21 protein-coding genes and 1 riboswitch are annotated in these 22,004 nt (G+C 72.6%); of the genes, 12 read left to right on the forward strand and 9 right to left on the reverse strand.

All coding sequences use genetic code 11. The features are described from left to right. Positions 1–168 precede the first annotated feature (168 nt). The 3 genes from ABT403_RS25505 to ABT403_RS25515 all read left to right on the forward strand — a co-directional run bounded on the left by ABT403_RS25505 (position 169) and on the right by ABT403_RS25515 (position 2,794). Positions 169–570 (forward strand): SCO2097 family morphological protein, encoded by a 402-nt coding sequence (locus ABT403_RS25505; RefSeq protein ID WP_344153937.1) that lies wholly within the window; start codon positions 169–171, stop codon positions 568–570. A 124-nt stretch (positions 571–694) separates the two neighbouring features. Next, positions 695–1,309: a DUF4126 domain-containing protein gene (locus ABT403_RS25510; RefSeq protein ID WP_344153934.1), complete on the forward strand. Its 615-nt coding sequence runs from the start codon at positions 695–697 to the stop codon at positions 1,307–1,309. A 51-nt stretch (positions 1,310–1,360) separates the two neighbouring features. Beyond that, on the forward strand, positions 1,361–2,794 hold the full coding sequence (locus ABT403_RS25515; RefSeq protein WP_344153931.1) for a phytoene desaturase family protein: 1,434 nt from the start codon (positions 1,361–1,363) through the stop codon (positions 2,792–2,794). Between the two features lie 73 nt (positions 2,795–2,867). On the opposite strand, the gene ABT403_RS25520 is transcribed toward ABT403_RS25515, so the two are convergent. The 5 genes from ABT403_RS25520 to ABT403_RS25540 form a co-directional block, all read right to left on the reverse strand. Beyond that, positions 2,868–3,752 (reverse strand): hypothetical protein, encoded by an 885-nt coding sequence (locus tag ABT403_RS25520; RefSeq protein WP_344153928.1) that lies wholly within the window; start codon positions 3,750–3,752, stop codon positions 2,868–2,870. Positions 3,753–3,804: 52 nt separating this feature from the next. Continuing rightward, positions 3,805–4,719, reverse strand: a complete 915-nt coding sequence (gene metF, locus ABT403_RS25525) for a methylenetetrahydrofolate reductase [NAD(P)H] (protein WP_344153925.1) — start codon at positions 4,717–4,719, stop codon at positions 3,805–3,807. A 139-nt stretch (positions 4,720–4,858) separates the two neighbouring features. Beyond that, the gene (thiE, locus tag ABT403_RS25530; RefSeq protein WP_344153922.1) at positions 4,859–5,497 is read right to left on the reverse strand and encodes a thiamine phosphate synthase; all 639 of its coding nucleotides are present in this window, start codon (positions 5,495–5,497) and stop codon (positions 4,859–4,861) included. 75 nt (positions 5,498–5,572) lie between these two features. Continuing rightward, complete coding sequence (locus tag ABT403_RS25535) at positions 5,573–5,938, reverse strand: Rv2175c family DNA-binding protein (protein WP_042803199.1); 366 nt, start codon at positions 5,936–5,938, stop codon at positions 5,573–5,575. A 139-nt stretch (positions 5,939–6,077) separates the two neighbouring features. Next, a complete protein-coding gene (locus ABT403_RS25540; RefSeq protein ID WP_425580129.1) occupies positions 6,078–7,298 on the reverse strand; it encodes an NAD(P)/FAD-dependent oxidoreductase in 1,221 nt (406 codons plus the stop codon). Positions 7,299–7,400: 102 nt separating this feature from the next. Continuing rightward, a riboswitch (TPP riboswitch) is annotated at positions 7,401–7,513 on the forward strand. Between ABT403_RS25540 and thiO the strand changes: the two genes are divergently transcribed. The 7 genes from thiO to ABT403_RS25575 all read left to right on the forward strand — a co-directional run bounded on the left by thiO (position 7,511) and on the right by ABT403_RS25575 (position 15,539). After that, positions 7,511–8,707: a glycine oxidase ThiO gene (gene thiO / locus ABT403_RS25545; RefSeq protein ID WP_344153916.1), complete on the forward strand. Its 1,197-nt coding sequence runs from the start codon at positions 7,511–7,513 to the stop codon at positions 8,705–8,707. It overlaps the preceding riboswitch by 3 nt. Beyond that, positions 8,704–8,904, forward strand: a complete 201-nt coding sequence (gene thiS / locus ABT403_RS25550) for a sulfur carrier protein ThiS (RefSeq protein WP_344153913.1) — start codon at positions 8,704–8,706, stop codon at positions 8,902–8,904. Before thiO ends, thiS begins: the two co-directional genes overlap by 4 nt. Positions 8,905–8,909: 5 nt before the next feature. After that, complete coding sequence (locus ABT403_RS25555) at positions 8,910–9,704, forward strand: thiazole synthase (RefSeq protein WP_344153910.1); 795 nt, start codon at positions 8,910–8,912, stop codon at positions 9,702–9,704. Between the two features lie 1,078 nt (positions 9,705–10,782). Next, the gene (locus ABT403_RS25560) at positions 10,783–11,361 is read left to right on the forward strand and encodes an HD domain-containing protein (RefSeq protein ID WP_344153907.1); all 579 of its coding nucleotides are present in this window, start codon (positions 10,783–10,785) and stop codon (positions 11,359–11,361) included. Positions 11,362–12,100: 739 nt separating this feature from the next. After that, positions 12,101–14,017: a Stk1 family PASTA domain-containing Ser/Thr kinase gene (gene pknB, locus ABT403_RS25565; protein ID WP_344153904.1), complete on the forward strand. Its 1,917-nt coding sequence runs from the start codon at positions 12,101–12,103 to the stop codon at positions 14,015–14,017. Between the two features lie 6 nt (positions 14,018–14,023). After that, positions 14,024–14,884 (forward strand): deoxyribonuclease IV, encoded by an 861-nt coding sequence (locus tag ABT403_RS25570; protein ID WP_344153901.1) that lies wholly within the window; start codon positions 14,024–14,026, stop codon positions 14,882–14,884. A gap of 103 nt (positions 14,885–14,987) precedes the next feature. Next, a complete protein-coding gene (locus ABT403_RS25575; protein ID WP_344153898.1) occupies positions 14,988–15,539 on the forward strand; it encodes a DUF4396 domain-containing protein in 552 nt (183 codons plus the stop codon). A gap of 7 nt (positions 15,540–15,546) precedes the next feature. Here the strand turns inward: ABT403_RS25575 and ABT403_RS25580 are convergent, their stop codons facing one another. Then, positions 15,547–16,179 carry a sulfite oxidase-like oxidoreductase gene (locus ABT403_RS25580; protein ID WP_344153895.1) on the reverse strand — a complete coding sequence of 211 codons (633 nt, stop codon included), beginning with the start codon at positions 16,177–16,179 and terminating at the stop codon, positions 15,547–15,549. Between the two features lie 172 nt (positions 16,180–16,351). On the opposite strand from ABT403_RS25580, the gene bfr reads away from it, so the two are divergent. Beyond that, positions 16,352–16,828 (forward strand): bacterioferritin, encoded by a 477-nt coding sequence (gene bfr, locus ABT403_RS25585; protein WP_037926968.1) that lies wholly within the window; start codon positions 16,352–16,354, stop codon positions 16,826–16,828. Positions 16,829–16,844: 16 nt separating this feature from the next. Here the strand turns inward: bfr and ABT403_RS25590 are convergent, their stop codons facing one another. Next, a complete protein-coding gene (locus tag ABT403_RS25590; protein ID WP_344153883.1) occupies positions 16,845–17,099 on the reverse strand; it encodes a (2Fe-2S)-binding protein in 255 nt (84 codons plus the stop codon). Between the two features lie 147 nt (positions 17,100–17,246). Next, positions 17,247–18,611 carry a class II 3-deoxy-7-phosphoheptulonate synthase gene (locus ABT403_RS25595; protein ID WP_389617500.1) on the reverse strand — a complete coding sequence of 455 codons (1,365 nt, stop codon included), beginning with the start codon at positions 18,609–18,611 and terminating at the stop codon, positions 17,247–17,249. A 330-nt stretch (positions 18,612–18,941) separates the two neighbouring features. On the opposite strand from ABT403_RS25595, the gene ABT403_RS25600 reads away from it, so the two are divergent. After that, on the forward strand, positions 18,942–20,843 hold the full coding sequence (locus tag ABT403_RS25600) for an anthranilate synthase family protein (RefSeq protein ID WP_344153877.1): 1,902 nt from the start codon (positions 18,942–18,944) through the stop codon (positions 20,841–20,843). A gap of 76 nt (positions 20,844–20,919) precedes the next feature. Here ABT403_RS25600 and ABT403_RS25605 read toward each other — a convergent pair whose 3' ends face one another. Further along, the gene (locus ABT403_RS25605; RefSeq protein ID WP_344154834.1) at positions 20,920–21,924 is read right to left on the reverse strand and encodes a 2-hydroxyacid dehydrogenase; all 1,005 of its coding nucleotides are present in this window, start codon (positions 21,922–21,924) and stop codon (positions 20,920–20,922) included. Positions 21,925–22,004: the final 80 nt, after the last annotated feature.

A 22,004-nucleotide genomic window follows, 5' to 3' on the forward strand; every position in this document is an offset into this window, starting at 1 on the left:
CCGCGCTGGTGACGGTACGTTTCACGCAGTTGTCCACGCAGTGGTTTCTCGCTCAGCGATTTGCAGAATGTGGCGTAGAGGGCGGGTATCACGGGGGCGATTCCCCGCCTATCCTGAAGGGGACCCCTGGTCGCTACCCCCCGCGACCGACGGATGAGGAGGACTCCCGTGCCGCTCTCGGAGCACGAGCAGCGAATGCTCGAGCAGATGGAGCGAGCGCTGTACGCCGAAGACCCCAAGTTCGCGACAGCGCTTGAGGGCAGTGGACTGCGCACGTACACCCGGCGACGGGTTTACCAGGCAGTCGCAGGCATTGTGGTGGGTATCGCGCTCCTCATGACCGGTGTGATCTGGCAGGAAGTGCTCTGGATCAGCGTGGTGGGATTCCTCGTCATGCTGGCCTGTACGGTCCTCGTGGTCACCGGTTGGCGCAAGGCACCCAAGCCCGGCGAGCAGCCCGTCTCCGGAAGCGCAGGCGGTTCGGCCCACGGCCGCAACCGGCAGCGTCGGTCGATGATGACCAAGATCGAAGAACGGTGGCAGCGCCGCCGGGACGAACAGGGGCAGTAGTCCCCGCACCCATTCCGTCCGGTGAGGGACGGCCGCGCGACGGCGGCCGTCCCTCACCGTTTTCCGTCGCCGATTCCCCCACCCTGACTCCCACGGTCCTCCCCCGCTACGGCATGATGCCCGTGTGAGTGTGCTCCCCCTGGTCTTCACCAGCGGCTGGGCCAGCGGGATCAACGCCTACGCCGTGGTCCTCCTGCTCGGCGTCTTCGGCGCGACCGGCCTGACCGACGAGGTCCCGGCCTCCCTCCAGCGCACCGACGTGCTCGTGGTGGCGGGCGTGCTGTTCCTGTGCGAGGCGGTCGCGGACAAGATCCCGTACGTGGACTCGGTCTGGGACTCCGTCCACACCGTGATCCGCCCCCTCTCCGGAGCCGTGGTCGGCGCCCTGCTGGCCGGGCAGAGCGGTTCGCTGCCCGACATCGCCGCCGGGGCCCTCGGCGGCTCCACCGCGCTGGCCAGCCATCTCGTCAAAGCCGGCACCCGAATGGCCGTCAACACCTCCCCCGAACCCGTCAGCAACATCCTGCTGAGCTTCGCCGAGGACCTCGGCGTGGGCGCCATCGTCACCTTCGCCATATTCCACCCGGCCGCGGCGGCGATCATCGCCGCCGTCCTGCTCGCCCTCGGCCTCGCCATACTGGCCTTCCTCTGGAGCCGCATCCGCCGCTTCCGGCGGCGCCGGGCCCAGCGCCGCGAGGAGAAACGGATGGCGGCGGTCCGTGGGGCGCCCCCGCACTGACCCGCTGACCTCGCTCGATGGGCCCCGCGTTCGCTCGATAGGCTCAGCGCCATGGCAAGAATTGCGGTGATCGGCGCCGGCATGGGCGCGATGGCGACGGCGGCCCGGCTGGCCGTGGCGGGCCACCAGGTGACGGTCTACGAGCGCGGCTCGACCTACGGCGGCGCGCTCGGCCGGTACGAGCGCGACGGCTTCGCCTTCGACACCGGCCCGGGGCTGCTGCACCTGCCCGCCGTCTACCGCGACCTGTTCGTGAAGACCGGCAAGCGGCCGCTGGAGGACCTCGTCGAGATGGTCCAGGTGGACCCGGCCGTCCGGCACGTCCTCGACCACGCCGCCGTCACCCTCCCCGGCACATCCCGGGGCGGGGTCGCCGCCGCCCTCGACGAGACCTTCGGCGCGGGCGCCGGCGAGCGCTGGAACGACCTGCTGGGCCGCGCCCGCGACACCTGGGACGCCACCCGCCGCCCCCTGCTGGAGGAGCCGCTGCGCCCCGACTGGCAGGTCCTCGGCCGCGACCCCTACCCGGCGCTGCGCGGCAGCGGCCTGCTGCGCCGCCGCCAGCCGACCCTGGCCGAGGTGGCCCGGCGCGAACTGGGCGGCGGCCTCGGGGAACTGCTGCGCGGACGGGTCCTGGCGTACGGGCTCGACCCCGACTCCGCGCCCGCCGCGGCGGCGGCCCTGCCGTACATGGAGCAGACCTTCGGCACCTGGTACGTCCGGGGCGGCCTGCGCGAGCTGGCCACCGCCGTGTACGAGCGCTGCCTGGAGCGCAAGGTGGAGTTCGTCTTCGGGGCGCCGGTGAAGGCCGTCCTGAGCCACGACGGCCGGGCGGCCGGGGTCCGGCTGGCCGACGGCACCGAGGCGGCCGCCGACTCCGTCGTCTGCGGGATCGACCCCAGGCAGCTCCCGGCCGGCTCCGTGTCCTGGCCGCGCGGCAGCGTGCCCGCCCGGGGCGACTCGGTGCCCGGCCGGCTGACCCTGCTGCTCGCCCTGCGCGGCGGCCGCCCCGAGGACGCCGTCCACCGCACGCTGGTGCACTCCCCCGGCTCCGCCGCCGTCCAGCTGGTCACGGTGCTGCGCCCGGACGACCCGGCCACCCGGCCCGACGCGGACCACGAGGCCGTCACCGTCAGCGCCGTGTGCGGCCCCGCCGGCGGGGCGGCCGTGCCGGACCCGGAGAAGCTGCTGGACCTCGCCGCGCGGGCCGTTCCCGACCTGCGCAAGCGGCTGCTGTGGCAGGAGGTGCGCACCCCCGCGCACGTGGAGGCGGCCACGGGCGCCCTCGGCGGTTCGGTGCCCGCCCCGGCCCTGCCGGGCGACGGCGGCCGTCTGCTGTACCCGGCCAACGCGACGGGACTGCCCGGGCTCTACCTCGCGGGCGGCTGGGCGCACCCCGGCGGCGGGCTGGCGCACGCGGGGATGACGGGCGCCCTGGTGGCGGGTCTGATCGTCGAGGGTTCGGAGTTCCGCGGCTCGCAGTGACCCTCCGGGCGCCCGAGGGCACGGCAAAGGGGAGGGCCCGGCTCGTACGAGCCGGGCCCTCCCCTCGTTCACCTCAGTGGCGGTACTGCCCGTACTCGCCGTTGCCCTGGTACGGGTACCCCTGCGGCGGCTGCTGCTGCTGCGGGTCCTGCCCCGGGTAGGGCTGTGGGGCCGCCTCGGTGGCGCGCTGCTGCGGGACCCAGACCCCGCCGGGCGGGGTGTCCATGGAGTACTGCTGCTGCGCGGGGTCGTACTGGGGGTAGTCGTACGGCTGGCCCGGGGAGACCGCTCCGCCGGTGCCGATGTACGGGTCCGAGTAGGCGGCGTAGACCTGCTGGCCGTCCGCCGGGTAGCCGGTGCCGTAGTCGTAGCCGCCCTGGGCGCCCTGGCCCGGGTCGTAGTAGGCGGCGTGCTGTCCGCCGTCCTGCCCGGCCGCGGCGAACGGGGAGGCGAAGGCGGCGGTGGCGTCGGGCTGCTGGGGGGCGAAGCTCTGTATCCCGTAGGAGCCGGTCTCCTCGGGTACCGGCTGCGGGGTGAAGACGTCGCGGTCGTCGTGGTCGGCGTCGGCGTCGCGCGGGCCGGCCGGGCCCTGGGAGCCGTACTCCAGCCCGGTCACCTCCAGCGCGGGCTCCGGACGCGGCGCGCCGCCCCCGGAGCGGCGGCGTCTGCTCTGTCCCTCCTTGCGCACGGGCTCGGCCCCCTTGCCCTTGCGCAGGGCCCAGCCGGCGACGAAGCCCTTGCGGAAGGAGAGCGTCACCAGGGTCTGGCCGACGGCGAAGGCGGCCGCGCCCACGGCGATGACCAGCACCGACGGCAGCACGACCCCGGCCACGACGCCGAGGAACCCGGCGAAGGCGAGCAGGCGCCAGCGCAGCCGGGCCTTGTACTGCATCAGGACCTCGGCAAGCAGCCACAACGCGACGAAACCGAACGCGATGTAGAGGACCGTCATTCCCATGCAAGGCCCCTCTCGGTACGGCCGTACCGCGCGGGAGACGGGAGACGGCCGGTCAGGCCCGCTGGTGCAGGCCCAGGTTCTCGTAGATTTCGAGAGTCGCCGTGGAATTGTTCAGCGTGATGAAGTGCAGTCCCGGAACACCTTCGGACAGCAGCCGCGCGCAGAACTCCGTGGCGAACTCGATGCCAATGGAGCGTACAGCGGCCGGATCGTCCTTGACGGCGAGCATGCGGTCTTTCACGGCGTCAGGGAAGACCGCGTTGCTCAGCTGGGGCAGTCGGTCGAGCTGCTTGATACCCACAACAGGCATGACCTCGGGGATGATCGGGGTCTCACAGCCCGCCTTCTGGACGCTGTCGCGCAGCCGCAGATAATTCTCGGGATCGAAGAACATCTGGGTGATGGCGTAGTCCGCCCCGGCACGACACTTGTCCACGAAGTGCCGGATGTCCGAATCCCAGTCCTCCGACCGGGGATGCATCTCGGGGAAGGCCGCGACGCCGACGCAGAAGTCGCCGGACTCCTTCAGCAGGCGCACGAGGTCGGCCGCGTAGTCCACGCCCTCGGGGTGCTTGACCCAGGGGCCCATGGGGTCGCCCGGCGGGTCCCCGCGCAGCGCGAGCATGTTGCGGATGCCGGCGTCGGCGAACTGGCCGATCACGTGGCGCAGCTCGGCGATGGAGTGGTCCACGGCGGTGAGGTGCGCGACGGGGGTCAGCGTGGTGTCGGCGGCGATCTGCTCGGTGGCGCGGACGGTGCCGCCCCGGGTGGAGCCACCGGCACCGTAGGTGACGGAGACGAAACTCGGGGAGACCGCCTCGATCCGGCGGAGCGCGTTCCAGAGGTTGCGCTCGCCCTTCTCGGTCTTGGGAGCCCAGAACTCGAAGGAATACGAGGCTCCGGACGCGAGGAGGTCGCGGACCGTGTGTGCACGGTCCGACCAGGTGGAAGCGGTACCAAGGGCCATACGGGCAGGTTAGACGCGCCCCGGCGGACGCCGAAGCGTTGTCCATCCCTTGGACAGATTTTTGGACACCTGGGAGCCGGCTCCAGCCGGGCTCGAACGGTTCGCGAGCGCCGGGCGGGCCGGCCGGCCCCGGGACCCGTTACGCGAGGCGGGCGCGGACGCGCTTGGCCAGGTCGGCGGCGGCCGCGCCGGGGTCCGGGGCCTCGGTGATCGCGCGGACGACCACCACGCGGGTGGCCCCGGCGTCGAGGACCTCCTCCAGGTTGCCCGCGTCGATGCCGCCGATGGCGAACCAGGGGCGGTCCTGCTCCAGGGAGGCCGCGTACCGGACCAGGCCCAGGCCGGGGGCGTGGCGGCCGGGCTTGGTGGGGGTGGGCCAGCAGGGGCCGGTGCAGAAGTAGTCCACGCCGGGCTCGGCGACGGCGGCGTCCACCTCGGACTCGGCGTGGCAGGAGCGCCCGATCAGGAGGTCCGGGCCGAGGATGGCGCGGGCGGCGGGGACGGGGATGTCGCCCTGGCCGAGGTGCAGCACGTCGGAGCCGATGGCGTGCGCGACGTCGGCGCGGTCGTTGACGGCGAGGAGCTTGCCGTGGCGGCGCGCGGCCTCGGCGAACACCCGGAGGTGTTCGAGCTCCTCGCCCGCCTCCATGCCCTTGTCACGGAGCTGGACGATGTCGACGCCGCCGGCCAGCACGGCGTCGAGGAACTCGGGGAGGTCACCCTGCCGCTTGCGGGCGTCCGTGCACAGGTAGAGCCGGGCGTCGGACAGCTGCTGCATGGGAGTACCCCCTGGGATGGTGGAATGCGGGCGGGCCGAGGTTACCCGGCCCGCCCCCATCCGTGGATCAGCGGCTCAGAGGGCGAGCGCCTGGGCGCGGCGCTTCACCTCCGTGCCGCGGTTCTCGCGCAGCGCCTGCACGGGGGTCCCGGGCAGGGAGGGGTCCTCGGTGAAGAGCCATTCCAGCATCTCCTCGTCGGAGAAGCGGTCGTCGCGCAGTACGGTCAGCAGGCCGACGAGCCCCTTGACGACCTTGTCGCCGTCGATGAACTGGGCCGGAACCTGCAGGGCGCGGTTCTCGCCCCGGCGTACGGCGATCAGCTGCCCTTCCTTGACCATCTGGCGGACCCGGGTCACCTCGATGTCGAGCATCTCCGCGATGTCGGGGAGGTACAGCCAGGAGGGGACGAGGGCATCGATCTTTGCGTCAATCTCGGTCACGGACCCAAGCCTGCCACCTCGGCGGAGCCGTCGGTACCCGGCCCCGTCCGTCCGGGTCCGTCCGGGTCCGTTCCCCTGGACGCGGATCCGCCCGGAGCGGGGGCCGTGGCCGGTCACGGCCCCCGCCGTGGGGGGTGTGTCAGGCGGCGGCCGACTTCAGCGGGACGGCCGGGTCGGCGACCTTGGCCGGGTCCACGGGGGTGCCCGCCTCGATCAGCTTGCGCCCCTGGGCCAGGTCCCGGGGGCGGCCCACGGCCAGCACGGCGACGAGGGCGCCCTCGCGCAGCCAGCACACGGACCAGCCGTCGCCGTCCGGGTCGCCGCGCCACAGCAGGGTGTCGGCGCCGCCGTGGTGGCCCGCGTACTGGACGAAGCGGCCGAACTGCTCGGACCAGAAGTACGGCACGGGGTCGTAGGCCCGGACGGGCTCCCCCGCCACGATGTTCGCGGCGACCGCGCGGGGGCCCTGGAGGGCGTTGTCCCAGTGGTGGACCAGCAGCCGGGTCCCGTAGCGGGCCGAGGGGAAGGAGGAGCAGTCGCCGACGGCGTACACCCCGGGCAGGGAGGTGCGCAGGTGGGCGTCGGCGGTGACGGAGCCGTCGGGGCCCCGCTCGACGCCGCTGCCGTCGAGCCAGTCGGTGGCCGGGCGGGCGCCGACGCCGACGACGACGGCCCCGGCGGGCAGCTCGCGGCCGTCGGCGAGGAGCACCCGGCCCTCCTCGATCCCGGCCACCCGGGCGCCGGTGAGCAGGGTCGCGCCGGCGCCTTCGTACCAGCGGGCCATGGGGGCGGCGACCTCGGCGGGCAGGGCCCCGGCCAGGACCCGGTCGGCGGCCTCGACGACGGTGACGGCGCAGCCGGCCTCGCGGGCGGCGGTGGCGAACTCGGCGCCGATCCAGCCGGCCCCGACGACGACGGTGTCGGGGGCCGCGGTCAGCACGGGGCGCAGCCGGGCGGCGTCGTCGAGGGTGCGCAGCAGGTGGACGCCGGGGACGCCGTCGGTGCCGGGCAGGGTCAGGGGGGTGGCTCCGGTGGCCAGCACGAGGACCTCGTACGGGACCGGGCCGGCCTCGGTGTCCAGCTCGTGGTCGGCGGCGCGCAGGCCGGTGACCTCGGTCCCCAGGCGCAGGGTGATGCCGAGGCCCTCGAAGTCCACGTCGAAGGCCGAGTCCTCGGCCTTGCCGAGCAGCACCGCCTTGGACAGCGGGGGCCGGTCGTAGGGCTGGTGGGGTTCGGCGCCCAGCAGGGTCACGGGACCCGTCCAGCCCTGTTCCCGCAGGGCCACCGCGGTCTGCACCCCGGCCATTCCGGCGCCGACGATCACGACACCGGGGTTCGTCTGTTCCGTCTGCTCACTCACACGGCCAGCCTAGCCACCTGACGCCCCGTCAGGAAAGCCGGGTCGGGACGGCCGCGGGGAGGCAGCCTTACCCGGCACCGGCCCCGGGGTTACGCTGGCCACCGTACCTATCGCGGGAGTCCGGGCGCACCGGGCTGAGAGGGAGGCTGGCCGGCCTCCGACCGTACGAACCTGATCCGGGTCATGCCGGCGAAGGGAGGGGCTGGACGCCCATGCACGCATCCGACAAGGGATCCGACCACCGGTCCGACCACCGGGGCGCTGACGTCCTCGTCATCGGTGGCGGGATCATCGGCCTGGTCACCGCCTGGCGGGCGGCCCGGCGCGGGCTGCGCACCGCGCTCACCGACCCCGACCCCGGCGGCGGCGCCGCCCGGGTCGCGGCCGGCATGCTCGCCGCCGTCACCGAGCTGCACTACGGCGAGGAGACCCTGCTGGGGCTCAACGTCGCCTCCGCCGCCCGCTACCCGGAGTTCGCCGCCGAGCTCACCGAGGCCAGCGGCGGCATGGACCTCGGCTACCGCGCCTGCGGCACCCTGGCCGTCGCCCTCGACGCCGACGACCGCCTCCACCTGCGGGAACTGCACGCCCTCCAGCGCCGCTGCGGCCTGGAGTCCGAATGGCTCACCGGCCGCGAGTGCCGCCGCCTGGAGCCGATGCTGGCCCCCGGGGTACGCGGCGGACTGCGCGTCGACGGGGACCACCAGGTGGACCCGCGCCGGCTCGCGGCCGCCCTGCTGGCCGCCTGCGAACGGGCCGGGGTGAGCATCCACCGGGCGGCCGCGCGCCAGCTCCTCGTCACCGCCGACCAGGCCCGCGGCGCCCTGCTCGACGACGGTACGGAGCTGCGCGCCGACCAGGTCGTCCTGGCCGCGGGCTCGCTCAGCGGCCGGCTGGAAGGCGTACCGGCCGGAGTGGCCCCGCCCGTCCGGCCCGTCAAGGGCCAGGTGCTGCGCCTCGCCGTCCCGCCCGCCTACGCCCCGTTCCTGTCCCGGACCGTACGGGCCGTGGTGCGCGGCAGCCACGTCTACCTCGTACCGCGCGAGAACGGCGAGCTCGTCGTCGGCGCCACCAGCGAGGAGCTCGGCTGGGACACCACCGTCACCGCCGGCGGGGTCTACGAGCTGCTGCGCGACGCCCACGAGCTGGTCCCCGGCATCACCGAGCTGCCGCTGGTCGAGACCCGGGCCGGGCTGCGCCCGTGCTCCCCCGACAACGCGCCGCTGCTCGGCCCGACCGACCTGCCCGGCCTGCACCTGGCCACCGGCCACTACCGCAACGGGGTGCTGCTGACCCCGCTCACCGGTGACGTGATGGCGGAGCTGCTGACCACCGGCGCCGTGCCGGAGATCGCCCGCCCCTTCACCCCCCGCCGCTTCTCCTCCACGCGTCAGGAGTCCTTCGCATGACCATCTCCGTCAACGGCGAGCCGCGCGAGGTCGCGGCCGGCACCACCCTCGACGCGGTGGTCGCCACCCTGACCACGGCGCCGTCGGGCGTCGCCGCCGCCCTCAACGAGACCGTCGTCCCCCGCGGCCAGTGGTCCCTGACCTCCGTCGGCGACGGCGACCGGGTCGAGGTCCTCACCGCCGTCCAGGGAGGCTGAGCGCGATGGCCGACGACCTGTTCACCCTGGGGGGCCGGACCTTCTCCTCCCGCCTGATCATGGGCACGGGCGGGGCCCCGAGCCTGGAGATCCTCGAAAACGCCCTGATCGCCTCCGGCACCGAGCTGACCACGGTGGCGATGCGCCGCCTGGACCCGACGGTCCACGGCTCGGTCCTGTCCGTGCTCTCCGGGCTCGGCATCGCGGTCCTCCCGAACACCGCGGGCTGCTTCACCGCCGGCGAGGCCGTACTGACGGCCCGGCTGGCCCGGGAGGCGCTGGGCACGGACTGGATCAAGCTGGAGGTGGTCGCGGACGAGCGGACCCTCCTGCCGGACGGGGCCGAACTGCTCGACGCGGCGGAGGTCCTGGTCGACGAGGGCTTCACGGTCCTCCCCTACACCAACGACGACCCGGTGCTGGCCCGCAAGCTGGAGGACGTGGGCTGCGCGGCGATCATGCCCCTGGGCTCCCCCATCGGCTCCGGCATGGGCATCCGCAACCCGCACAACTTCGAGCTGATCGTGGAGCGGGCCGGGGTCCCGGTGATCCTGGACGCCGGAGCGGGCACGGCCTCGGACGCCGCCCTGGCGATGGAGCTGGGCTGCGCGGGCGTCATGCTGGCCTCGGCGGTGACCCGCGCCCAGGACCCGGTGCTCATGGCGGCGGCCATGCGCGACGCCGTCACGGCGGGCCGCCTGGCCCACCGCGCGGGCCGCATCCCCCAACGCCGCTTCGCGGAAGCCTCGTCCCCGCCGGAGGGCCGCGCCACCCTGGACCCGGAACGCCCGGCGTTCTGAGGGGGGCGGGCGGGTACGGGGCTCGCGGCGGGGGCCCGCCATCTCCCCCTCGAGGGGCCGGGGCGGGCCGGCATCCGCCCACCCGCCTCCCCGGGTGCGGGCGGGTGGGGTACCAGCCTCCCGCCGGGCGGGGACGGGACAGCGGACCGGTACCGGGGAGGGTCGGGACCTCGGCCAGCGGTCTCAGAGATGTGCTGGGGCTTTCCCGTCAGTCTCATCGTCCTTCCGCGTCGGGCCGGTCAGTCAAGAGCGCTCCTTCGTCGCGTCGCTACGCGATGTCGCTGCGCTCCACTCCTGACAGACCGTCCCGCCACGGAAAAACGAAGACTGCCGGGAAACCCCCAAAGGAACGGGACGGACGTACCTGAGACATCCGGCTCCCTCAGCGACCCTTCGGGGTCGTCGGGGGCGGGCAGACCGGGCATCCGGGCCGCCATCCATCCTCACCGGGGCCGGTGGGCGCCCCAGATCGCTACGCGCTCCTCCCGTCCCAGCGTCCGCCCCCGTCTGGGGCTGATACCTGCAGGACAGGACGACGGAATCGTCCCCCGGGGCCGGTGGGCGCCCCAGATCGCTACGCGCTCCCGTGTTCTCGGCGGCCGGCGGCTTTCTCGGGCTGGTCATAGGCGGGGTGGACGTTGGCGACGGCCGTGGTGAACTCGCGACCGGAGCCGGTGCGGGATGTACTCGTAACACTCACTCATCGAGGTCCTCCTCCATGGAATCGACGAAGCGCTCCCAGCCTGCGCGTGCCCAGGCGAGAAGCGCCGGGCTGGGAGCGGAACCACCCGTCGGCTCCGGCCAGGAGAGTGGAATCTCTCCGTCGGTTGCGCCTTCCCCTGCCGCGTTCAAGACGGCCTCCCTATCGCTACGCTGAGTGCCCTGCTTGTCACTGCACATCCGAGCGTAGGCACGTCACCGTGCCGGTCGAAGTGACCGTCGGTACGGGTACGTGGCGAAGAATTCGAGGGCAGGGAGGTGCTGTTGGACGGCACCGAGCCCTCGACCAGAGCGCGTCGCGAGCTCGAAGGCATTCGGTACGCGATCCGCCTCGCTGAGGCATGAGAAGGAGACAGACGTGGCTGATGACCTGTCCGCGGTGGCCCACTTCCTCTACGAGGCCGGCACCCTCAAGAACGCACGCCGCACGGGCTGGTGGATGGCCGGCGTCAACAACCCCGAGAGCGTGGCCGAGCACTCCTGGCGCACATCTCTGATCGCCTCCGTGATCGCCAAACTGGAAGGAGCCGACCCGGCACGTGCGGCCTTTCTGGCCGTCTGGCACGACACGCAGGAAACGCGCAGCGGCGATGTGAACCACCTGGGCAAGAAGTACTCCGCGTCCGCCGACCCCGCCGCGATCACAGCCGACCAGACGGCTGGCATGCCCGACCTCCTCGCCTCGACCATCCAAGACCTCGTCGCGGAGTACGAGGCCAAGGAGACACCTGAATCGATCTGCGCCCGGGACGCCGACAAGTTGGAGTGCATGCTCCAAGGCATCGAATACAAGGCCCAGGGCTACGCGAGCGCACAACGCTGGATCGACAACAGCCGCGGCCGACTGACCACCGAAACCGCCCAGCGCCTCGCCGATGAACTCCTCGCCCAGGGCACCCTGGACTGGCTCCGCCAAGCCATGGGCGAGCAATCCTGATCCCCTGACGATCTGATCAACCCCGGACGGCCGACGGCCGCCGAGGACACAGGAGCGCGTAGCGATCTGTCGCGCCCACCGGCCCCGGAGGACGATCCCGTCGTCCTTTCCTGCAGGCAGCGGCCCCCAGGCGGGCGGCGGACGCTGGGACGGGAGGAGCGCGTAGCGATCTGGCGCGGGCGGGGGCGCCGATCACAGCCGGAGGGCCCGGATGCCCGGTCTGCCGACCCCCGACCACCCCGGCTGGTCGCTGAGGGAGCCGATTGTCTGACTCTGGACCGTGCCGTTCTTCTGGGGGCTTCCCGGCAGTCCTTGTCTTTCCGGGGCGGGTCGTGCTGTCAAGGGTCGCCGAAGGCGATCGCGAAGCGACGCGACGAAGGAGCGCCCTTGACAGGGCGGCCCGAACCGGAAGGACAGTGGGACTGACGGGAAACCCCCAGACCGGCTCTGAGACCGCCAGGGTCAGACCCCGATCCGTGGGTCCCGCGCAGCCGCCCGGTCGCCGCCCGGCGGTGTACCCCCCCCCAACCCACCCACCCGCAGCCGGGGAGGCGGGTGGGCAGCCACCGGCCCGCCCCCGGCCCGTCGAGGGGGCGATGGCGGGCCCCCGCCGCGAGCCCACGCCCCCCACCCCTCGCGGGGGCGATGGCGCCCCCCGCCGTGAGTCTCATGTCACGGCTGCGCTGCAAGGCGTGGACACCCCGGCCGGGGGTGGTGGGACCCCTCGTAGAATCGCCGGGTGGATACGACCCTGGATGACCCCCTCGTCGGGCGCATGCTCGACGGCCGCTACCGCGTCGACGCCCGTATCGCCGCAGGCGGCATGGCGACGGTCTACCGGGCGCTCGACACCCGTCTCGACCGCGTGCTCGCGCTCAAGATCATGCACCCGGACCTGGCCTCCGACGCGGCCTTCGTCGACCGTTTCATCCGCGAGGCGAAGTCCGTGGCGCGCCTCGCGCACCCCAACGTGGTCGCGGTCTTCGACCAGGGGACCGACGGCCCCTACACGTACCTCGCCATGGAGTACGTCTCCGGCTGCACCCTGCGCGACGTCCTGCGCGAGCGCGGCGCGCTCCAGCCGCGGGCCGCGCTCGACATCCTCGAACCGGTCCTCGCCGCCCTCGGCACCGCCCACCGCGCCGGTTTCGTCCACCGGGACATCAAGCCCGAGAACGTCCTGATCGGCGACGACGGCCGGGTCAAGGTCGCGGACTTCGGCCTGGTCCGCTCCGTGGACGCCGCCACCCAGACCACCGGGTCCGTCCTCGGCACCGTCTCCTACCTCGCCCCCGAGCAGATCGAGGACGGGGTCTACGACGCCCGCGTGGACGTCTACGCCTGCGGCGTGGTGCTGTACGAGATGCTCACCGGCTCCAAGCCGCACACCGGCGGCACCCCCGCCCAGGTGCTGTTCCAGCACCTCAACGAGGACGTCCCGCCCCCGTCGGCCGCCGTCCCGGGGCTGCCCGCCGCCCTCGACGAGCTCGTCGCCGGCGCCACCGCCCGCACCCCCGGCCTGCGCCCCGCCGACGCCGCCGCCCTGCTGGGCATGACCCGCGAGGCGCGGGCGCGTCTCGGCGAGGCCGCGCTGGACGCCGTTCCGCCGCAGGCGCGGGCCGCCGAACGGTCCTCCGCCGAGGACCGCACCGGCGTGATCCCCCGCCCGCTGGCGGGGCCCGGTGCACAAGAGCCCGTCCTGCACCACACCTCCCGCCTGGAACGGCCGTACGTACCGGCTCCCCAGACGCCCCCGGCCCCCCGCAGACCGCGCCGCGGCATGTTCCTCGTCGTCGCCGGGATCCTGCTCGCGCTGGGCATCGGCGCCGGCGTCTGGTACATCAACTCCGGGCAGTTCACCAAGGTCCCCAACCTCCTCGGCAAGACGGAGGAGCAGGCCAGGGCGGAACTCTCCGCCGCCGGGCTCGGCATCAAGAAGGTGGACCGGAAGTTCAGCGAGGCCTTCGAGCGCGGGACGGTCATGAACTCCGACCCCGCCGGCGGCAAGCGGATCAAGGGCAACGGCGCGGTGACCCTCACCGTCTCCCGCGGCCCCGAGGTCGTCAGCGTGCCCGACCTCAAGGGGCGGCCGCTGGAGGACGCCAAGGCGGAGCTGACGAAGGCGGGGCTGGCGCCCGGCATCGTCACCCAGGCCTTCAGCCAGGACGTGGCCCAGGGCTCGGTAATCTCCACCGACCCGGCCGGCGGCCAGAAGCGGGCTCCCGACACCGCCGTCGCCCTCCAGGTCAGCAAGGGCCGCCCGGTCCCCGTCCCGAACGTCACCGGCCAGCCGGCCGACCAGGCGCGCGCCGCGCTGGAGGCCCTCGGCCTGAAGGTGGCGACGGCCCCCGACCAGGTCAACGCCCCCTCACCGGCCGGGACGGTCGCCAACCAGTCGGTCGGCGCCGGCGCCCAGGCGGCCGCCGGGGACACCGTCACCCTGACCCTCTCCAAGGGTCCGCGGCCCGTCCCGGTCCCGAACGTGGCCGGTCAGGACGTGGACGTGGCCCGCAAGACCCTGGAGGCCCTGGGCTTCAAGGTGAAGGTGGAGCGCCCGTTCCTCTCCTTCAGCAGCACGGTGGACACCCAGTCGGTGCCCGCCGGACAGAGCGTCCCCGAGGGCAGCACGATCACCATCAAGACCAAGGGGCTCTGAGCACCGTTGTCACGCAATCCCGTGGGCGGGCACGTGCCCGTCGCCGGCGGGCTCGCCTCGGTGGGCCTGACCTACGCCCGTGAGATGGGCGCCGAGGCCGTCCAGGTCTTGGTCGCCAACCCGCGCGGCTGGGCCACCCCGACCGGGAACCCGGCGCAGGACGAGCTGTTCCGCGCGCGGTGCGCCGAGGAGTCGATCCCGGCGTACGTGCACGCCCCGTACCTGATCAACTTCGGCTCCCACACCGAGGCGACCGTCGAGAAGTCGGTGGAGTCCCTGCGGCACTCGCTGCGCCGGGCCCGGGAGATCGGCGCGCTCGGGGTGGTCGTGCACACCGGTTCGGCGACCGGGGGCCGCCCGCGCGAGGCTGCGTACGCGCAGGTCAGGCAGCACATGCTGCCGCTGCTGGACGAGCTGACGCACGAGGACGACCCCTTCCTGCTGCTGGAGTCGACGGCCGGGCAGGGTTCCTCGCTGTGCTCGCGGACCTGGGACTTCGGCCCGTACTTCGAGGCCCTCGACCACCACGAGAAGCTGGGCATCTGCCTGGACACCTGCCACATCTTCGCGGCGGGCCACGACCTGGCCGAGCCGGGCGGCACCAAGCAGACGCTGGACCTGCTGGTGGACACGGTCGGCGCGGGCCGGCTCAAGCTGATCCACGCCAACGACTCCAAGGAGGGCGTCGGCGCCCACAAGGACCGGCACGCCAACATCGGCCAGGGCCACATCGGCCGGGAGGCCTTCGCCGAGCTGTTCTCGCACCCGGAGATGGACGGCGTACCGCTGGTCATCGAGACCCCGGGCGGCAAGGAGGGCCATGCGGCGGACGTCGCCCTGCTCAAGGAGCTCCGCGACCTGCACTGACCGCTCCGAAATTCCTTGAGGAATACCCCTGGGGGGTATACGGTTCCACCAGTCGGCGGGACCGTCATCCGGCGTTCCGCCGGACCTTCAAGGGGTCGTAGCCATGGAGCAGCCACACTCACACCACGAGCACCACCAACACCACGAACACCACGACCAGCACGGGCACGACCAGCACGAGCAGCACCAAGGCCACACCCACACCCACGGCGTCGGGCCCGTCGGCTGGGGGATGGCGGCCAAGGCCACGCTGCACTGCCTCACCGGCTGCGCCATCGGCGAGGTGCTCGGCATGATCGTCGGCACCGCCCTGGGGTGGGGGAACCTCCCGACGATGGTGCTGGCGATCGTCCTCGCGTTCTTCTTCGGCTACGCCCTCACCCTGCGCGGGATCCTGACCGCCGGCGTGGACTTCCGTTCGGCCGTCCGGGTGGCGCTCGCCGCCGACACCCTTTCGATCGCCGTCATGGAGCTGATCGACAACGGCGTCATCGCGGTGTGGCCGGGCGCCATGGACGCCCACCTCTCCGAGGCGCTGTTCTGGACCGCCCTGGCGATCTCGCTGGCGCTGGCCTTCGTCGTGACCACCCCGGTCAACAAGTGGATGATCGGCCGCGGCAAGGGCCACGCCGTCGTCCACCGGTACCACCACTGAGGAGCGGTCAGAGCTCCGGACCGTCGCCCGGCCCCTCCTGGTACGAGTAGCGCTGCTCGCGCCAGGGGTCGCCGATGTTGTGGTAGCCGCGCTCCTCCCAGAAGCCGCGGCGGTCGGCGGTCATGTACTCGATGCCGCGGACCCACTTGGGGCCCTTCCAGGCGTACAGGTGCGGGACCACCAGGCGCAGCGGGAAGCCGTGTTCGGCCGTCAGCGGCTCGCCGCCCATGTGGGTGGCGAAGACGGTCCGGTCCGAGGCGAAGTCCGCCAGCCGCAGGTTGGAGCTGAAGCCGTACTCGGCCCACACCATCACGTGCGTGACCTGCGGGGCCGGCGGGGCCAGGGCGAGGATCTCGCGGGCCAGCACGCCGCCCCATTCGGCGCCCTGCATGCTGAACTTGGTGACGCAGTGCAGGTCGGCCACCACCGAGTTGAACGGCAGCGCCGTGAACTCCTCGTGGTTCCAGCAGTGCTTCTCGCCGTCGGCCGTCGCGCCGAAGACGCGGAACTCCCAGCGCTCCGGCTTGAACTTGGGCACGGGACCGTAGTGGGTGACGGGCCAGCCCCTCTGCAACCGCTGCCCCGGAGGCAGCTCCAGCTGCTCTGCTCCCGGAGATTCCCGGCTTTCCGGCTGACCCATGCCTCCATGGTGACAGACGTGGCGGGGTGGTCACGACCAGGTACGAGCCGAAAGGGGCAAGTCCCGGTAACTCCCACTAAGGAGGCACTTACTGGACGGCCCCCTACGGCGGTGCAAAGATGCGCGCACTGCCCAGTCACCTAGCTGACATTGCTTGGAAGGAGCCTCTGCGATGCAGGGCGACCCCGAGGTCCTCGAGTTTCTGAACGAGCAGCTGACCGGCGAGCTCACGGCCATCAACCAGTACTGGCTGCACTACCGCATCCAGGACAACAAGGGCTGGACGAAGCTCGCCAAGTACACGCGTGAAGAGTCCATCGACGAGATGAAGCACGCGGACAAGCTCACCGAGCGCATCCTGATGCTCGACGGGCTGCCCAATTACCAGCGCCTCTTCCACGTGCGCGTGGGGCAGACGATCACCGAGATGTTCCAGGCGGACCGGCAGGTCGAGGTCGAGGCGATCGACCGCCTCAAGCGCGGGATCGAGGTCATGCGCGGCAAGGGCGACATCACGTCCGCGCGCCTCTTCGAGGAGATCCTGGAGGACGAGGAGCACCACATCGACTACCTCGACACCCAGCTGGAGCTGATCGAGTCCCTCGGTGAGGCGCTCTACATCGCGCAGCTCATCGAGCAGCCGAGCTGAGGACGAGGACCCGTCCTCAGGCGGCTTCGGCCAGCCGCGGTGCCGGGTCGGCGGCCAGGACGGCCGTCGCCTCGCCCTTCTCCAGCAGTTCCCGGCGCGGGCACGCACCGCGGCCCAGCAGGCCCTGGATGGTCCGCACGCAGGAGCCGCAGTCGGTGCCGGCCTTGGTGACCGAGGCGATCTGGCGGGGGGTGCAGGCCCCGGCGGCCGCGTGTTCCTTGACCTGCTTGTCGGTGATCCCGAAGCAAGAGCAGACGTACACGCGGTTCACCTCCCTGAGCGGAATGGTTCTTGCAGCCATCCCCGGTGCGGTGAGGCTTACCTAACCGTACCCAAAGTTAGGGTTGCCTAAAAGGCCCGGAGACGCGGATGGGGCGCGGATCACATCGATCCGCGCCCCATCCTCACTGTGTGCCACTCACTGGTCGCGGTACATCTCCGCCACCAGGAACGCCAGGTCCAGGGACTGGCTGCGGTTGAGGCGCGGGTCGCAGGCCGTCTCGTAGCGCTGGTGCAGGTCGTCGACGAAGATCTCGTCGCCGCCGCCCACGCACTCGGTGACGTCGTCACCCGTGAGCTCGACGTGGATGCCGCCCGGGTGGGTGCCGAGGGCCTTGTGGACCTCGAAGAAGCCCTTGACCTCGTCCAGGACGTCGTCGAAACGGCGCGTCTTGTGGCCGGAGGCCGCCTCGAAGGTGTTGCCGTGCATCGGGTCGGTGACCCAGGCGACGGTCGCACCGGACGCGGTGACCTTCTCGACCAGCTCGGGGAGCTTGTCGCGGACCTTGTCGGCGCCCATGCGGACGACGAAGGTCAGCCGGCCCGGCTCGCGCTCCGGGTCCAGGCGGTCGATGTAGGTCAGCGCCTCGTCCACCGTGGTGGTCGGGCCGAGCTTGATGCCGATCGGGTTGGCGATCTGCGAGCAGAACTCGATGTGCGCGTGGTCGAGCTGCCGGGTGCGCTCACCGATCCAGACCATGTGGCCGGAGGTGTCGTACAGCTTGCCGGTACGGGAGTCCGTACGGGTGAGGGCGCCCTCGTAGTCCAGCAGCAGGGCCTCGTGCGAGGCGTAGAACTCCACCGCCTTGAACTCGGCCGGGTCGGTGCCACAGGCCTTCATGAAGTTCAGGGCGTTGTCGATCTCCCGCGCGAGCTGCTCGTAGCGCTGCCCGGACGGGGAGGACTTCACGAAGTCCTGGTTCCAGGCGTGCACCTGGCGCAGGTCGGCGTAGCCACCGGTGGTGAAGGCGCGCACCAGGTTCAGCGTCGAGGCCGACGCGTGGTACATGCGCTTCAGGCGCTCCGGGTCCGGGACACGGGCCTCTTCGGTGAAGGCGAAGCCGTTGACGGAGTCGCCGCGGTAGGTCGGCAGGGTCACGCCGTCGCGGGTCTCGGTGTCCTTCGAGCGCGGCTTGGAGTACTGGCCCGCGATGCGGCCGACCTTCACGACGGGCACGGAGGCCGCGTACGTCAGGACGGCGCTCATCTGGAGCAGGGTCTTCAGCTTGGCGCGGATGTGGTCGGCGGAGACGGCGTCGAAGGCCTCGGCGCAGTCGCCGCCCTGCAGCAGGAACGCCTCGCCCTTGGCGACGGCTCCCAGACGGGCGCGCAGCTGGTCGCACTCGCCCGCGAAGACGAGCGGAGGATACGACTCGAGGTCCGCGACGACAGCGCGCAGGGCCTCGGCATCGGGGTACGAAGGCTGCTGCGCCGCGGGAAGGTCTCGCCAGGTCGCCTTGGCGGCGAGGGCGTGGGTTTCAGCGTTCACGGTCACCTCGTACACATTACGGCGTCATTCACCGTGTCCGGCCGGACGACCACCTGGTGAGACGGTGTCGTTCGAAGGTCCACCGGGCCCGGATGAACGCAATTCAAGGTTCACGTGGCGGAAAAGGTGGGATGCGGCGGGCACGGGCCCTCGTGGGCTAGGGTGCCTCCCATGTACGCGCTCTCCGTCCAGAACTGGTGGTGGTCCGCTCCCGGCGGCCCACCCCTCGTGCGTACCCACTGACACGAGCGAAGCGAAGGCCGCCCCGAGGGGCGGCCTTCCGCGTGCTCAGGCAGGCGCCGGCCGTCCCTCCTCCCGACATCCCACCGGAAGGACGCCCGCCCCATGCCCCAGTCCGACTTCTCCCTCACCCGGCTCCTGGACGACACCGCCCCGCCCTTCGCGCTGCTGCGCCGGCGCACCCCGGGCCGGGACCACGACACCGTCGAGGTGCTCCTCGGCCCGGTCCACGAGGCCGAACGCCTGGCCGACCTGCCCGTTCGCGAGCTGCCCACCCTCGCGCTGGTCCCGTTCCGGCAGATCCGCGAGCGCGGGTTCGACGTCCGCGACGACGGCACGCCGCTGAGCGTGCTGGCCGCCGAGGAGGCGTACGAGATCCCGCTCGCCGAAGCCCTGGCCGCCCTGCCCGGCCACTCCGTACGGGTCGAGGACGGCCGCTTCGACGTCGGCGACGAGGAGTACGCGGCCACCGTCGAACGGGTGATCCGCGACGAGATCGGCCGCGGCGAGGGCGCGAACTTCGTGATCCGGCGGACCTACGGGGGCCGGATCGACGGCTTCGGCCGCGCCGACGCCCTGGCCCTGTTCCGCCGACTGCTGGAGGGCGAGCGGGGCGCGTACTGGACGTACGTGGTCCACACCCCGGACCGCACCCTGGTCGGGGCCAGCCCCGAGGTGCACGTCCGCATGACGGGCGGCACCGTCGTCATGAACCCGATCAGCGGCACCTACCGCTACCCCGCCGGCGGCCCCACGGCCGACTCCCTCCTCGCCTTCCTCGGCGACCGCAAGGAGACCGAGGAGCTGTCGATGGTGGTCGACGAGGAACTGAAGATGATGTGCACGGTCGGTGACATGGGCGGCACCGTCGTCGGCCCCCGCCTGCGCGAGATGGCCCACCTCGCGCACACCGAGTACGAGCTGCGCGGCCGCTCCTCGCTGGACGTCCGCGAGGTGCTGCGGGAGACGATGTTCGCGGCGACGGTGACGGGCTCGCCGGTGCAGAACGCCTGCCGCGTGATCGAACGGTACGAGCACGGGGGCCGCGGCTACTACGCGGGCGCGCTCGCCCTCCTGGGCGTGGAGGCGTCCGGTGCCCAGACCCTGGACTCCCCGATCCTGATCCGCACCGCCGACATCGCCCCGGACGGGACGCTGCGGGTGCCGGTCGGCGCCACCCTGGTCCGCCACTCGGACCCGCGCGGCGAGGTGGCGGAGACCCACGCCAAGGCCGCCGGGGTCCTGGCCGCCCTGGGCGTGCGCGACGCCGCGCCCCGGCCGGACGCCTCCGGCGGCGCCCGGCTGGCGGACGACCCCCGGGTCCAGGCGGCGCTGGCCTCGCGGCGGGCGGACCTGGCGCCGTTCTGGCTGCGGATGCAGGAGCGGATGCCCGCGGTGGAGGGGCACGCGCTGGTGGTGGACGGGGAGGACACCTTCACCGCGATGCTGGCGCATGTGCTGCGGGCGGCGGGGCTGGCGGTGACGGTACGCCGCTACGACGCGCCGGGGCTGCGGGAGGAGGCGCTGGCCTGGGACGGCCCGATCGTCCTGGGCCCCGGCCCGGGCGACCCCGCCGACGGGTCGGACCCGAAGATGCGGATGCTGCGCGGGCTGGCGGGCGAGCTGCTCGCCTCGCACCGGGGCGGGCTGCTGGGGGTCTGCCTGGGGCACGAGCTGCTGGCGGCGGAGATCGGCCTCCCCCTGGTCCGCAAGGCGGAGCCGGCGCAGGGGGCGCAGGTGCGGATCGACCTCTTCGGCGTGCCGGAGGTCGTCGGCTTCTACAACACGTACACCGCCGCCTGTGACGCGGAGGCGGAGGCGGAGCTGGTGGCGCACGGGGTGGAGGTCTCCCGTGACCCGCTCACGGACGAGGTCCACGCGGTCCGCTGCGCGGCGCGGGGCTTCGCGGGAGTCCAGTTCCACCCGGAGTCGGTGCTCACCCTGCGCGGGGCGCGCCTGCTCTCCGACCTCCTGCGCACCTTGGTCCCGGCGGGGCGGGGCGCGTAGCCGGGGGCCGGCCCTGCGGGGGCAGCCCTGCGGGGGCGGCCCTACGGGGGCGGCCCCGCAGGGCCGGTTAGGCCGGTCAGGCCGGGCCGGGGACCAGCGTGTTCTCGGAACGGCGCCCCGCGAGGTAGTCCGCCACGTTCCGGACCGTCGCCTCGATGATCTGCCCCACCGCGTCGTGCGTGTAGTACGCCTGGTGGGACGTGACGACGACGTTCGGGAACGTGACCAGCCGCGCGAGCGTGTCGTCCGGGACCGCCTCCAGGGACTTGTCCAGGAAGAACACCCCCGCCTCCGCCTCGTACACGTCCAGCCCGACCCCCGCGAACCGCCCCGCCCGCAACTCCCCGACCAGCGCCTCCGTGTCGATCAGCCCGCCCCGGCTGGAGTTCACCAGGATCGCGTCGTCCTTCATCATCGCCAGCGCGCCCGCGTCGACGAGGTGACGGGTGGCGTCCAGCAGCGGCACGTGCAGGCTGATCAGGTCCGCGGCGGCGAACAGCTCCTCCTTCTCCACGTACGTCATGCCCAGCTCCACGCACGCCGGGTTCGCCGCCACGTCCCACCCCAGCAGCCGCATCCCGAACCCGTGCGCGATCCGCGTGAAGGCCTCGCCGATCTTCCCGGTGCCGAGCACCCCCGCCGTCCGCCCCCGCATGTCGCGGCCCATCAGCCCGTTCAGCCGGAAGTCGAAGTCGCGGGTGCGGTTCGAGGCCCGGACGATGCGCCGGTTCACGGCCAGGGCCAGGGTCCAGGCGAACTCGGCGACCGAGTGGGGGGAGTAGTACGAGACCCGGCTGACGGTCAGCCCGAGCCGCCGGGCCGCGTCGAGGTCGATGTTGTTGAAGCCGGTGGACCGCTGGGCGATCAGCTTCGTCCCGCCCGCCGCCAGTACGTTCAGGACGCGGCCGCCCAGTTCGGCGTTGACGCTGGAGGAGACCACCTCGTACCCGGCGGCGATCGGCGCGGTGTCCTCGGTGAGGAAGACGTCCAGGCAGCGGACCTCGTGGCGCCCCTCCACCGCGAAGGCCCGCTCCAGGAGCGGCTCCTCGTCGGCGGTCACTCCGAAGGCCAGGATCTCCACGCTCACTCCCGAAAGGTCGGACCACGGGCCGTTCCATCGCTTTCGTCACGATACGGCCCGTGGTGCGACCCCCCGCAGAG

It is taken from the genome of Streptomyces sp. NPDC000075 (assembly GCF_040301925.1).
Lineage (GTDB): Bacteria > Actinomycetota > Actinomycetes > Streptomycetales > Streptomycetaceae > Streptomyces > Streptomyces polychromogenes.